Source organism: Facilibium subflavum, from assembly GCF_003574485.1.
GTDB classification, from domain to species: domain Bacteria; phylum Pseudomonadota; class Gammaproteobacteria; order Francisellales; family Francisellaceae; genus Facilibium; species Facilibium subflavum.
This window is the reverse complement of sequence record NZ_QLIT01000048.1, coordinates 56,419-69,123: the sequence shown is the minus strand read 5'-3', so window position 1 is coordinate 69,123 and position 12,705 is coordinate 56,419. Positions and strand designations below refer to the sequence as shown.

Annotated in this window: 13 protein-coding genes; 11 read left to right on the top strand and 2 right to left on the bottom strand. The window is 38.8% G+C overall.

The features are described 5' to 3' along the window. The first annotated feature begins 1 nt into the window (after nt 1). From DNK84_RS04025 to DNK84_RS03980, 10 genes are all read left to right on the top strand, one after another. The gene (locus DNK84_RS04025) at nt 2–985 is read left to right on the top strand and encodes a PhoH family protein (RefSeq protein ID WP_119343284.1); all 984 of its coding nucleotides are present in this window, start codon (nt 2–4) and stop codon (nt 983–985) included. Between the two features lie 6 nt (nt 986–991). Beyond that, nucleotides 992–1,459 carry an rRNA maturation RNase YbeY gene (gene ybeY, locus DNK84_RS04020; RefSeq protein WP_119343283.1) on the top strand — a complete coding sequence of 156 codons (468 nt, stop codon included), beginning with the start codon at nt 992–994 and terminating at the stop codon, nt 1,457–1,459. A gap of 6 nt (nt 1,460–1,465) precedes the next feature. Continuing rightward, entirely contained in the window at nt 1,466–2,323 is an 858-nt protein-coding gene (locus tag DNK84_RS04015) for a transporter associated domain-containing protein (protein WP_119343282.1), read from the top strand. Next, complete coding sequence (gene lnt / locus DNK84_RS04010) at nt 2,313–3,869, top strand: apolipoprotein N-acyltransferase (protein WP_119343281.1); 1,557 nt, start codon at nt 2,313–2,315, stop codon at nt 3,867–3,869. The genes DNK84_RS04015 and lnt overlap by 11 nt, the downstream gene beginning before the upstream one ends. Nucleotides 3,870–3,874: 5 nt before the next feature. Further along, a complete protein-coding gene (locus DNK84_RS04005; protein WP_119343280.1) occupies nt 3,875–4,462 on the top strand; it encodes a CBS domain-containing protein in 588 nt (195 codons plus the stop codon). 44 nt (nt 4,463–4,506) lie between these two features. After that, a complete protein-coding gene (abc-f, locus tag DNK84_RS04000; protein ID WP_119343279.1) occupies nt 4,507–6,408 on the top strand; it encodes a ribosomal protection-like ABC-F family protein in 1,902 nt (633 codons plus the stop codon). Next, nucleotides 6,401–6,691, top strand: coding sequence for a DUF2288 domain-containing protein (locus DNK84_RS03995; protein ID WP_119343278.1), 291 nt, complete (start codon nt 6,401–6,403; stop codon nt 6,689–6,691). Before abc-f ends, DNK84_RS03995 begins: the two co-directional genes overlap by 8 nt. 86 nt (nt 6,692–6,777) lie before the next feature. Continuing rightward, entirely contained in the window at nt 6,778–7,281 is a 504-nt protein-coding gene (locus tag DNK84_RS03990; RefSeq protein ID WP_119343277.1) for an FKBP-type peptidyl-prolyl cis-trans isomerase N-terminal domain-containing protein, read from the top strand. Nucleotides 7,282–7,398: 117 nt separating this feature from the next. After that, complete coding sequence (locus DNK84_RS03985) at nt 7,399–8,394, top strand: thioredoxin domain-containing protein (protein ID WP_119343276.1); 996 nt, start codon at nt 7,399–7,401, stop codon at nt 8,392–8,394. Nucleotides 8,395–8,405: 11 nt separating this feature from the next. Further along, nucleotides 8,406–8,675 (top strand): hypothetical protein, encoded by a 270-nt coding sequence (locus DNK84_RS03980; protein WP_119343275.1) that lies wholly within the window; start codon nt 8,406–8,408, stop codon nt 8,673–8,675. Here the strand turns inward: DNK84_RS03980 and DNK84_RS03975 are convergent. Then, the gene (locus tag DNK84_RS03975; RefSeq protein WP_119343274.1) at nt 8,672–10,024 is read right to left on the bottom strand and encodes a UDP-N-acetylmuramoyl-tripeptide--D-alanyl-D-alanine ligase; all 1,353 of its coding nucleotides are present in this window, start codon (nt 10,022–10,024) and stop codon (nt 8,672–8,674) included. The genes DNK84_RS03980 and DNK84_RS03975 overlap by 4 nt on opposite strands. Then, complete coding sequence (locus DNK84_RS03970) at nt 10,021–11,499, bottom strand: UDP-N-acetylmuramoyl-L-alanyl-D-glutamate--2,6-diaminopimelate ligase (protein WP_119343273.1); 1,479 nt, start codon at nt 11,497–11,499, stop codon at nt 10,021–10,023. The genes DNK84_RS03975 and DNK84_RS03970 overlap by 4 nt, the downstream gene beginning before the upstream one ends. A gap of 344 nt (nt 11,500–11,843) precedes the next feature. Between DNK84_RS03970 and DNK84_RS03965 the strand changes: the two genes are divergently transcribed. Further along, nucleotides 11,844–12,614, top strand: a complete 771-nt coding sequence (locus tag DNK84_RS03965) for a hypothetical protein (protein WP_119343272.1) — start codon at nt 11,844–11,846, stop codon at nt 12,612–12,614. Nucleotides 12,615–12,705 lie beyond the last annotated feature (91 nt).

Here is a 12,705-nt window from a genome sequence, read left to right as displayed (position 1 = left end):
TATGAAGTCGTTACAATTTACCCTGGAATCAGACAATAATCATTTATTATCAAAGCTTTGTGGTGATTTAAATGAAAACCTGCGCCTGATTGAGAAATACTTAGCCGTTGAAATCATTCAACGTGGCAATCAATTTCGCATCGTTGGGCCTAAAACCGCAATCAATGAAGCACAACACTTTATTCAGGATCTGCATCATAAGCTTGTTAAAGATCCAGGTTTAGAACTTAACAACAAGGATTTAAATATGGCGCTTCATAGTATTGCAACCGAGAATAAAAGCGATCACAAGGAGAAATTTGTTGCTGAATTTCAATTGATGATCAAAGAGCGCGCCATTAATCCCAGAACAATTAATCAAGAGCGCTACCTTCGACGCATTCAGGATAATGATATTAATTTTGGTATTGGCCCTGCTGGAACTGGAAAAACGTACCTTGCAATGGCCTGCGCGGTGGCTGCATTTGAAAAGGGACTTGTCAAACGCCTGGTCCTTGTCCGACCTGCGGTTGAAGCTGGCGAGAAATTAGGCTTCCTCCCAGGAGATCTGGCACAAAAGGTCGACCCTTATCTTCGTCCCATGTATGATGCCTTGTATGATTTAATGGGCGTTGAGCGTGTTACAAAGCTTATTGAAAAGCAGATTATTGAAATCGCCCCGCTTGCTTATATGCGAGGCCGCACGATTAATGATGCATTTATTATCTTAGATGAAAGCCAAAATACGACAAAAGAGCAGATGAAGATGTTTTTAACGCGCATTGGCTTTAACTCAACGGCGATTGTCACTGGAGACATTACACAGGTCGATCTGCCTAAAGGCATTACCCCTGGATTAAGACATGCCATTGAGGTGCTCTCCGGCATTGATGGTATTAGCATGACCTTTTTTGAAACAATTGATGTGGTTCGCCACCCTATTGTTCAACGCGTTGTTTCTGCTTATGAGCACTATGAACAAACTCACAGTCCAGAGTACTTATAAACCTGTATGAATATTGAGATTGATCTTTACAACCCACATAATCTGGTCATACCTGAGAAATCAGATTTTGAAAACTGGATTGCTTTAGTTTTGCAATTACAAGGCGAATCAACCTGCCAGATCAGTATTAATATTGCCACCGAAGATGAGATACAAGCGATTAACAATACCTATCGTCATAAAGATAAACCAACCAATATCCTCTCATTTCCCTTTGAAGCGCCACCTGGTTTACCAAAAACACAAATGCAACATTTTGTAGGTGATCTTATCATTTGCCCTGAAATCTTATTAAAAGAGGCAGAAACGCAAAAAAAACCGCTCCAACATCACTGGTGTCATATCACAATACATGGCATACTGCATTTATTCGGCTATGATCATATAAAAGAAGATGATGCTGAAATCATGGAGAATATTGAAATTAAACTTTTGGCCCAATTAAATATTGACAACCCATATGTTGAGAAATAAATAACGATGGATGATAAGAATACCAAAAACACCACTGATGAAGTCACCCAGTCCTGGCTTGAAAAAATCGCTGCCAATATCTTAATGCCTCACTCACCTGCTGAGTTTTTAACGCTTGTTAATCTAGCGGTTAAAAAAGGCACGATCGATGCTGAATCGCGTGATATGATTAAGGGCGTATTAAATGTTGCCTCATCACAAGTCCGTGATATCATGATCCCAAGAACACAAATGGCAACGATACATATTGGCATGTCAGGTGATGCAATATTAGAAGCTGTTACCAATGCTTCACACACACGTTTCCCTGTTTTTGCCAAAAACCGTGAGGATATTGTTGGTATCCTTCACACCAAAGATCTGCTCAAGATTGAAGTGGAAAATAATCGCTTAACAAGTGAACTTATTCGCAGCATCTTACGGCCAGCTATTTTTGTACCAGAAAGCAAGAAGCTCGATGCCTTATTGCGTGAGTTTAAATCAAGCCACAACCACCTGGCGATTGTCGTAGATGAATATGGCGTTATTTCAGGCTTAATTACGATTGAAGATATCCTGGAAGAAATCGTTGGGGATATTGAAGATGAGTTTGATGAAGAAGAAACACAAATTCGCCCTATCGATGATGAACAATACAGTGTTGATGCGTTAACCGAAATTGGTGATTTTAACGACTTTTTTGACAGTGATATTGATGACGATGAAGTCGACACCATTGGCGGGCTTGTTGTCAACACACTTGAACACTTACCTAAGGTCGGTGAAGAGATCACGATTGATAAATTTTTATTCCGTGTAAGTGCCGCTGATGAACGTCGCGTATTAACCCTTACGGTAAAACCACTTTACGACAATGCATCATAAATCACTTCATTTACTGCTGAGCTTTTTAGCTGGGGCATTATTAACCTGCGCTTTTGCACCGATTAATTACCCGCTTGCCGCCTTTGTATCGCTTTGTAGCTTTTTTTATCTATTAAATATTGCGCAAAATTTAAAACGAAAGACTTTATTGGGCTATGTCTATGGCATCGGCTTTTTTGCCACCAGCGTATCCTGGGTTTATGTCAGTATTTCAACATTCAGTCAATCCAGCACCCTTGGCATACTTTTAACCGCCTTATTTATCATTATCTTAAGTTTATTTTTTATTATATTTGTTTTGCTTTCGGCTATTGCGAAGACACCCATACAACGGATGCTTATTTACCCTGTTGCATGGGGTGTTATTGAGCTTGCCAGAACAAAGCTTTTTACCGGCTTTCCGTGGGTGCTTTTAGGTTACACACAAACAGATAGTTTTTTAGCAAGCTATGCCAGCATTGGCGGGGTTTACCTTGTAAGCTTTATCGTCTGTTTAATCAGTGTTTGCTTAAGTGAAATATTGCTTCAATTCAAGCAATTTAAAAACCAACGCATTCAAAGAATAAACAAAACAACACTTATTTTGAGTATTACCCTTGCCGTTATACCCATTATTGCTGGCATATTTATCAATAAAATCACCTGGACACACCCAGTTGGCAAAAGTAAAACGGTGCGCATTATTCAAGGTAATTACGTGGAATACCAAAAATGGGATCCAACACGCTTACAACATATTATGCGTTATTACTATCAAGTCACAAGAAACAACCCGGCTGATTTGATTTTCTGGTCAGAAAATTCAATCCCAACGTTTAAACCTTATATTACCTCTTACTTAAAAGCAGTTGATGAGATGGCCAAAGCACAAGATAGTGCTGTTCTTGTCGGGACAGTCGATGTGAATGCAAAATCGCAGTATTTTAATTCCGCATTTGTCTATGGCAATGGTTATGGACATTATTACAAACACCACCTGGTGCCTTTTGGTGAATATTACCCTTTTGAGTATCTTCTATCACCTTTTATGCAATATTTTAATATCCCGATGTCAAGCTTTACCAAGGGTCAGGAAATACAACCCCTGTTAGATATGGATGGTGTTCTGGTCGCTTTATTTATTTGCTATGAAAGTGCATATCCATTTGAAGTACGTGCACAACTGCAAAATGCGCACTTGATCGCTATTATCAGTGATGATGCCTGGTTTGGTAATTCATTAGCACCGTGGCAACATGCACAGATTGCGCAAATGCGTGCAATCGAAACAGGACGCTTTGTCGTACAATCGACCAATAATGGCGTATCACTTATCATCAATCCAAAAGGACAAGTGATTGCGCAACTACCACGTAACAAACAAAGCATCTTAAGTGGAAAGATCACACCAATGGCTGGTCAAACTTTCTGGATGCAATATGGAATATATCCATTTGTTTTTATAAGTTTATTGTTTATTATCTTAAGCCTTTTATCTGGTTCACCCATATTTGCAAAGGCTAAGCCAGAGGTTTACACTAATAGTACTAACATACAACAGGAATAAAAGCGATGATGTTCAAAGAATATAAACTCTTGCCAACCCACACTGAAAACAAACCTGTACTTCCTTATTTTCACCCGGATACGATGGATGTTATCTCATTGGAGACACCTGCTTTAGATGTACTGGCAGACTTTCATACCAAGCGTCCACGCATTATTCATAAAGACGCGCGTGCGGATGATGCCTTAGCGCAAATGCAAAAAGAGCAGGTGCGCGCCCTTTTGGTTATTAACGATGAAGATCAGGTCGTCGGCCTTATCAATGCTGCACGTGTACAAGGTATCTACCGAACTCAAATAGCACGTCAACATGACATACATACCAAAGATGTCACGGTAAATATGCTTATGGCAGCAAGCGATATTTTACCCTTGCTTGACTATAATGCGGTAAAAGATGCATGTGTTGGGCATATTGCCCGCTTATTGCATGAGAAAAAAATCGACCATATCCTTGTATATGAGACCAACGCCAAACACAAGCTGGTTATCCGCGGTATTTTTTCAGCAAGCTTTATCAGCAGACGCCTTGGCATGCCAATTGGCCGAGATTTAAGCTCAGGCTCTTTGGCTGAGATGAATAAAATTATTTAATTGAACCTACTGATCACGCATACTAACGGACACACTATCCCTTTATGTCTATTATCTCACTTCGTAACCTTGAACTAAGGTTTGGTCACCATCAGCTACTTGACAACATAAGCTTTGACATCCCTGAAAACAAACGCATCTGCTTAATTGGCAGAAACGGCATGGGAAAGTCCTCTTTGTTTCAGGTCATCCAAGGACAAATACCGCCAGATAATGGCGAGGTCATTATTCACAATAATGCAACTGTTGCTTGGCTTAACCAGGTTGTGCCTGAAAATATTTTTGGCAATGTCTTTGAAGTTACCTTGCAAGGTTTAGGTGATATTGGCCACAGTATTATTGCTTATAACAAGCTGTTAAACCAGTCACTTGATAGTGATGAAAAGATGCAAAAACTTGCGGATTTGCAAAAGCAAATTGATCAGGCAGATGCCTGGCAAAAACAAAACGATGCTGATATTGTCTTATCCAAGCTCAACCTTGATCCAAAAGCAGACTTTCACACGCTTTCAGGTGGAATGAAAAGGCGCGTATTACTGGCACAGGCCTTGGTAAAAAAACCTGATTTGCTATTGCTGGATGAGCCAACAAACCACTTGGATATCGACTCGATCACCTGGCTTGAAGGTCTTTTAAAACAATTTAAAGGAAGCGTGTTATTTATTACACATGATCGAATGTTTCTTGAGAAAGTTGCCACAGATATTATTGAGCTTGATCGCGGTAAACTTTTGAATTTCCCAGGTGATTATACCAACTTTCTAAAACAAAAAGAAAATCACCTTGCTGCAGAGGCACAGCAACAGGCATTATTTGATAAGAAGCTTGCTGATGAAGAAGCCTGGATTCGTCAAGGCATTAAAGCCAGACGCACGCGTAATGAAGGTCGTGTTCGCGCCTTAAAAGCAATGCGTGAACAACGAAAGGAACGCCGCCAGCAACAAGGTCAAGCAGCTATTCAGGGCAATGTTACACAAAAATCAGCGAAAGTTGTCATTCGCGCGGATAATATCTCTTTTAAATATCAAACACGCTTTTTATTTAAAGACTTCTCTTGTGAGATTCATCGCGGTGATAAAATTGGCATTATTGGTAACAATGGGTGCGGTAAATCAACCTTGTTGCAAACACTTCTTAAGGTTATCCCACCAACAACTGGTGACGTCTTTCACGGCAACACATTACAAATTGCTTATTTTGATCAGCTGCGCCAAAGCCTCAACAACAAACTATCTGTTATTGAAAATGTAACCGAAGGCAGCGATTACTTGGATATTAACGGGCAAAAAGTGCATGCCGTAGGTTATTTAAAGAACTTTTTATTTTCACCAGCACGCCTGCAAAGCCCTGTATCTTCGCTTTCTGGTGGTGAAAAAAACCGCTTGTTACTGGCGAAATTACTCGCCAAACCAAGTAATGTCCTGGTAATGGACGAGCCAACAAACGACTTAGATATTGAGACATTAGAAGTTCTCGAGAGCTTTCTTACTGAGTATACCGGCACGATATTGTTAGTCAGCCATGATCGTGCATTTATCAATAATTTAGTCACAAGCACCATTGTCTTTGAGAGTAATGGGCACTTATCTGAATACGTCGGTGGCTATGATGACTGGCTTTCTCAGAGACCTTCTGTTGAGATAAATTCTGAGCTTTCTGTTAAACAGGCAGAAAAAAAACATGCATCACAGACAAACAAAAGTCGCAAAATTAAATTAAGTTTTGCACAGAAAAAAGCCTTAGAAACACTGCCTGATGAAATTGAACAATTAGAAAGCCAAATCGAGCAATTGCAACAAGAGATGGCAAATAGCACATTTTATCAGCAAGATCCTGCTGTTATTAAACAAGTGCAAGATCAGTTAACCGCACTGATGAAAAGTGTCGAGAGAAAATATCATGACTGGGAGGCACTCTCTGAGATTGAGGCACAACAATATGAATAAAAGTGAATTAACAACAAAAATCAATTATGAAACAGCAAAAGTCCACTGGCATGAGTTACAGCGCTTTTTTGCTGCTGGAAAAGTCTTATTCGTGGACAAGAAACTTGATCTTGTTGAAGCTGCAACACACATTGCACATGATAATATGCCAAAAGTCACCCAATGGCTTAATGATAACCTTATTTTACCCGTTAGCGATACACAGGCAAAGAAGTGGTATAAAAACAATACGGTACTTTGGGCAAATATCGTTAAACCATGGATTTTGGTTCAGAAATTATAATTTTTCACTGTAAACCCCTTGTTCTTTCAGCATTGCTTGTTTAAGCTGGACGGGTAAACTGACCAATATATAACAATGGAGAAAACATGAAAAATTTGACAAAAATCAGCCTAAGCGCGCTTATCTTAGCAGGTATCAGTGGTAGTGTATTTGCTGATACGAACAGCAACACAATGGATAAGACAATGCAGAAAACGCAACCTGCTGCAATGGTAAAAGCAGATAACAGCGACAACAACGCAGATGCCAGTTATACCATTGGTTACTCCATTGGCAAGAACATGACTGAGCAGCTAAAACAACAAGATGTTAATTTAGATCAAACTCAGCTTCAAGCAGGATTCAAAGCTGGCACAACCGGTGAAAAACCCACACTAAGCCAGGATGAAATGGAAAAATCAATGCAAACTTTCCAAAAGCAAATGGAAGCAAAAATGAAAGCCAAGCAAGCAGCACAAGAAGAAGCACAAAAAGCAGCAGATAAAGCAAAAGATGCAATGAAGCAAGCAGGTGATAGTAAAACAGATGCTAATGCCGCAGCAAAAGCTGTGACTGCAACACAAACAGATAGTGACAACACGAACTCATAATTTATTCATGACTTTAAGCATGCAAGGTTTACGATGGATTACATCCACATTCCTGACATGCTTTACTGTCATCAATTTTACGTTTAAATACCTTTTATTAAAGATGGAGTGTCTTATATGAAAACATCAAAGAAAATTTTGTTTGGTGCGATGGCAACAGCTATGTTATCTGTTGCCCTTGCCGGTTGCAGCGGCTCTAATGGCGATCAAAAGTCAAAAGATGCTCAAAAAGACGCAGGCTCAGCACAAGTCAGCACCAGCAACACCGCATCGGCAAAATCACCAGAAGCCACAACAGATAGCGAATCATTACTAAGCAAAGTAAGCTACACGCTTGGCTATAGCGTTGGTGGCAATGTTGTTGCACAGCTAAAAAGCCAGGGTGCAACATTGGATGAAGCGCAATTACTTGCTGGGTTTGAAGCAGGATCTCAAGGAAAAGATGGCAAGTTTGATATGCAGAAAATGCAGCAAATCATGCAAAATTTCCAGCAGCAATTAATGGCAAAGCAACAGCAAAAACAAGTCGCAGCTGTTTTAGACAACACAAAAATGCTTTTAAACAACCCTCAAACACCAGTTGTGGGACCAAAAGATGCAAAAGTTGCTGTGATTGAGTTTTTTGATTATAACTGCATGTTCTGTAGTAAAATCGCTCCTGTAATGGAAAAAATTATGGACAATAATCCTAATGTGAAATATGTCTTTAAAGAATTCCCAATTTTTGGTAAGCGTTGGGATTCTTCACAATATGGTGCTGAAATGGGCATTGCAACTTATATGCTTAAAGGATCTGAAGGCTATTTGAAATATCATAATGCTGTTTTTGCCACAGGCGACGATGAAGGTAAATTAACGATTGAGGAAATCAAAAAGGCAGCGCAAAATGCTGGTGTTGATCTTGATAAAGCACAAACGCTGATCAAAGCGAAAAAAGTGACTGAAAATATCGATCAAGATATGCAGCTTGGCTTGAAAGAACTTGGTATTCAGGGCACACCTGCGATTATCGTTATGCCTGTTAGTGGTGCTAATGCACAAAATACAACGGTCATTCCAGGCTATGCCCCACAATCAAGCATCCAAAGCGCAATTGATAAAGCAAGTAAATAGGAAAACAAAAAATGTCTAAAAAGAAAGTAGCCGACAAGGCTGAGCCTCTAGAAATACTAAACCAAAGCTATGACCTTAAAGCATTGTTTGATGATGAGCCTGATGTGCCAGCGGATGAAATGGTTGCAGAAATGCTAAATGGTGTCGTGAAAGCCAGTGTTGAGCTCACTAAACTGATCATTGAAAAAGACCCCACTATCAATACAAAAGATGCCATTTTAAAAACGTATCAAGAAAGTTTGGAGCGTACGTTTTCAACGCTTACTAATGTGGGGTACTAAATAAGCGCTTGGACAATTTCTTCCATTTGATTGGCCCGTGATCCTTTCACAAGGATGCGGGTTTTTTCTTTATTTTTAAGGTACTTTTTGAGCGTATCGACAATCGTCCTTTTATCATGATACAAGGCAATATTCTGCCCTTTTGTTTCGTGTAGCATGATAGACATTAAATTCTGATCACCATACAGGCATACTTGATCCAAACCTGCCTTTGCAATCTTTTGCCCAATTTTTTGATGATAAAAAACAGCCATTTCACCAAGCTCACCCATATTGCTTAACACCAGCACACGCACCCCGTCAAACTCTGAAAGGCTCTCAATAGCTGCCTCAACCGATTGAACACTGGCGTTATAGGTGTCATCAATCAATGAAACATAAGCCGTTAACCGGTGCAATGAAAAACGCCCCTTATAGCCAGAAAAGCATTTCAACGATTGAATGGCTTTATCAATATCTAACCCCAAAGCATGGACATAACCCAAAACCATTAACATATTATGTAAATTATGCAGGCCAAAGACATACAATTGCCCTTTGTAACATTGACCATCAACCTCCACCGTATATGCAAAACCATTTTCTTCGTCATGATAGTTTATTAAATGAATACCAGCCTGAGGCTTATTTTGTGCTGTAACAAATACTTTCTGACAAGAAAGCGTTTGACTAAACGTTGCAATACGTGGGTCATCAAGATTAATAATTGCCACACCTTTTTTTCCAAGCGCATTTAACAAAGCGCCCTTTTCTTCCATCACACCATCTAAAGAAATTAACTTTTCCAAATGTGATGCTGAGACATTCGTAATACCTGCAATATCCGGTTGTGCCAATGTGGCTAAATGCGCAATTTCTCCTGGTGCATTCGTGCCAAGCTCTAAAAGAAGATAATCACAGTTATCTGGCGCTGACAGGATAGAAAGCGGTAACCCAAGCTCGTTATTAAAATTTCCCTGCGCATAATGTACATGGCCTTGATCTTTGAGCACACATGCCAGCATCTCTTTGGTCGTTGTTTTACCACAACTGCCCGTTATGGTAATAACAGGCATTTTTAAACAGTTTCGCCATGCCATGGCTAGTTGAAAAAGCGCCTTTTTACTCTCTTTGACCACGATTTGAGGTATTGTTATATGTGGTTGTTTTTTTTCAACCAATAGTGCACTGGCACCCTTTTCAATGGCATTATCAATATAATCATGACCATCTCGTTTTGCACGAATTGCAACAAACAACTGTCCTGGCTTAATTGCTCGTGAATCCATATTTGCACCTGTGATGCTGACATCTGCACCAATATATTCAGCATTAATTTGCTGCACTAACTGCTTTAGTGATTGAATCAAGATTTTCTCCAAATACTTTCTACGACTTCTTTTTCATTAAAATAACGTTTTTGCCCTTTTTCATCGATATAATTTTCATGCCCCTTGCCAGCAAGTAAGATAATATCACAAGCTTCACTCATAGAAATCGCTTTTTCAATAGCGATTTCACGCTTGGGCTCAATATAATAGTTTTTTATTTGTGGATCAAAGCCTTTAATAATATCTGCTGAAATAGATTCAAAAGACTCATAACGATTATTATCCTCGCTGACAATGCAAAAATCTGCCAGTTTCTGCGCAATTGCCGCCATTGAAGCTCGCTTTGTCTTTTGTCGATCACCCCCGCAACCAAATACACAAATAAGCCTGCCATTTAATTGATTTTGCATGGCTTTTAATACTTTTTGCAATGCATCTGGGGTATGGGCAAAATCAATCACAACAAGCGCTTTATTTGCCATTTTTAAAAGCTCCAAACGCCCGGGCACTCCTTTTAATTCGGGCAATTTTTCTACCACAGCCATTAATGGATAATCATTTGCCATCATACTTGTAAATGCTGCGGCTATATTGCTGATATTAAAATCACCTAATACCGGTAGATGCAAACTTGCCACTTGATGCTTTTGCCAAAAAATATCAACAGCAATCGCATCAGGATAATATTGCTTGATATAAAAAAAAGTATCCGCATTCTTGTGAATCGTGCTATAACAAAACAGCGAAAGTTTACCTTGCTTTTTAAGCTTATCATAAAGCCTTTGCCCGTAGGGGTCATCAATATTAATTACCGCATTTTTAAGATGTGGTTGTTCAAAGAGTTTTGCTTTAGCTTCAAAGTAGTTCTCAAGGGTTTGGTGATAATCCAGATGCTCTTCATCCAAGTTTGTAAAAACAGCCGTATCAATCGCTAATTGTGCAATTCTATTTTGCGCAATGGCATGAGATGAGGCTTCCATTACCACATTTTTAACCGCCTCATTTTGATAATCAGATAAGTGGCTTTGCAGCTGCAAATTATCGAGCGTTGTATGGCTTGAGGTTTCAAGCTTTGGATAAATCCCATTACCTGTTGTGCCTAAAATAGCTGTTTTCTCACCCAACAAGCAAAATAATTGTGCAATGTAATGACTCACCGTTGTTTTGCCGTTAGTGCCTGTGACCGCCGTGATATTAAGTTTTTGTGACGGGTTTTGATAAAACCAGTCTGCCAGCGCTGACAGCCTTTGTCGAATATCTGTTATTTCAACAACGCTTGATAAATCACAAGTATTATCTATCCTTTTAATATCCTCAACAATACACAAACAAGCCCCTTTCGCTTGGGCGTGTCTGACATATTGATGCCCATCGAAAACAGCTCCTGATAAGGCAATAAAAATATCATTTTCACCGCATAACCGTTGATCTTGATAGATACGATTGACAATTACATCTGCATCAACCGGTAATGTTATATTTAAAAACGCAATCACTTGAGAAAGCTGTTTCACATTTGCCTGCCCTTGGTTTGTTTTAAAGTATTATAAAAGACAATTGGCTAACAGTAATCAAGATATACCTAAATATTTTATCATATGCTGGTACTACCCCAGCGTCCTTCAAACACAACTCTAATCCTCTGGTCAAATGCCAACCCTTGGCGCCATAAATTATCAATCATTATCATATTTTTTAAGTAAGCCTTTTGACTTAAGAAGACGACAATATTTCCCACCAAAATTCCTTACCGTAAAAGTACGCATTTAAAGACAGTCTTTAAAAAAATATTGACTTTTTGTTCTTAAAATATACACTTCATGCTTACTTAATATGATGTAAAATCAGTACGCAATATATGGAACAAATTATACACGCACACCGATTTGTTTGGCCAAAATATGCCTGCCAAATTGAAAAGCTGTGTAAACCTTTTTGCCAGAAATTTCATGTAGAAGGGCTGACATTAACAACGGTCGATCAAAACGGCGAAGTATTTGATCTTGTACTTAGAAAAAATGAAGGTATTGAAATTTATCAAAGCCAGAACTACTTTCAATTTGAACGACTACACTATTATCAGAATCTGCTGCGCATGCCAAAGCAATTTGAAGAAATACCTTTTCATACAATAATCAAAGACACAATGAAACAAAGTTTAATTATACCTAAAAATGCGTTGTATCGTACTATGATTAACATAGATGGGTCTATATCAAAGCTATCCATTGTGCCTGAGTTTGAAAACATTATCCCATATTATAAATACAATCAATATACATTTGATTGCTTTATTCAAACACTCAATGAGGCACTTCCACAAACCCTGGGATTAAATCATGAGGCATTTCGAGCTCATCCTGGTGAGCAACCCCAACCCTTACCACTGAATAACCCATCGGGATTTTCTTGGTATAAATGGACTGACCTTGAGAAAAAAGTTTTGCTTTGCCTTTACCACGGTATCATCTCAAGCAAACAGCTCGGTCATAAATTAAATAAGTCAACGAGAACCTGTGAAGACTATATTGAAAGGATTAAACAAAAATTGAATAAAAATACTAAAGATGAGTTATTAATTTACCTTCACCAAAATTATCGATTTATCTATCAGTCTTTGATCAATTAAAATCCTATATTGGTTTTTTTATATTCCAATTATTTTAATTGACATTATGAAAGTTTCACATAAAATGACTAGACATTTGATAATATGAGAA

Bases quoted from the DNA above. Each gene is read 5' to 3' on its own strand.
- DNK84_RS04025 (WP_119343284.1), top strand. From the start codon at position 2: ATGAAGTCGTTACAATTTACCCTGGAATCAGACAATAATCATTTATTA.
- ybeY (WP_119343283.1), top strand. From the start codon at position 992: ATGAATATTGAGATTGATCTTTACAACCCACATAATCTGGTCATACCT.
- DNK84_RS04015 (WP_119343282.1), top strand. From the start codon at position 1,466: ATGGATGATAAGAATACCAAAAACACCACTGATGAAGTCACCCAGTCC.
- lnt (WP_119343281.1), top strand. From the start codon at position 2,313: ATGCATCATAAATCACTTCATTTACTGCTGAGCTTTTTAGCTGGGGCA.
- DNK84_RS04005 (WP_119343280.1), top strand. From the start codon at position 3,875: ATGATGTTCAAAGAATATAAACTCTTGCCAACCCACACTGAAAACAAA.
- abc-f (WP_119343279.1), top strand. From the start codon at position 4,507: ATGTCTATTATCTCACTTCGTAACCTTGAACTAAGGTTTGGTCACCAT.
- DNK84_RS03995 (WP_119343278.1), top strand. From the start codon at position 6,401: ATGAATAAAAGTGAATTAACAACAAAAATCAATTATGAAACAGCAAAA.
- DNK84_RS03990 (WP_119343277.1), top strand. From the start codon at position 6,778: ATGAAAAATTTGACAAAAATCAGCCTAAGCGCGCTTATCTTAGCAGGT.
- DNK84_RS03985 (WP_119343276.1), top strand. From the start codon at position 7,399: ATGAAAACATCAAAGAAAATTTTGTTTGGTGCGATGGCAACAGCTATG.
- DNK84_RS03980 (WP_119343275.1), top strand. From the start codon at position 8,406: ATGTCTAAAAAGAAAGTAGCCGACAAGGCTGAGCCTCTAGAAATACTA.
- DNK84_RS03965 (WP_119343272.1), top strand. From the start codon at position 11,844: ATGGAACAAATTATACACGCACACCGATTTGTTTGGCCAAAATATGCC.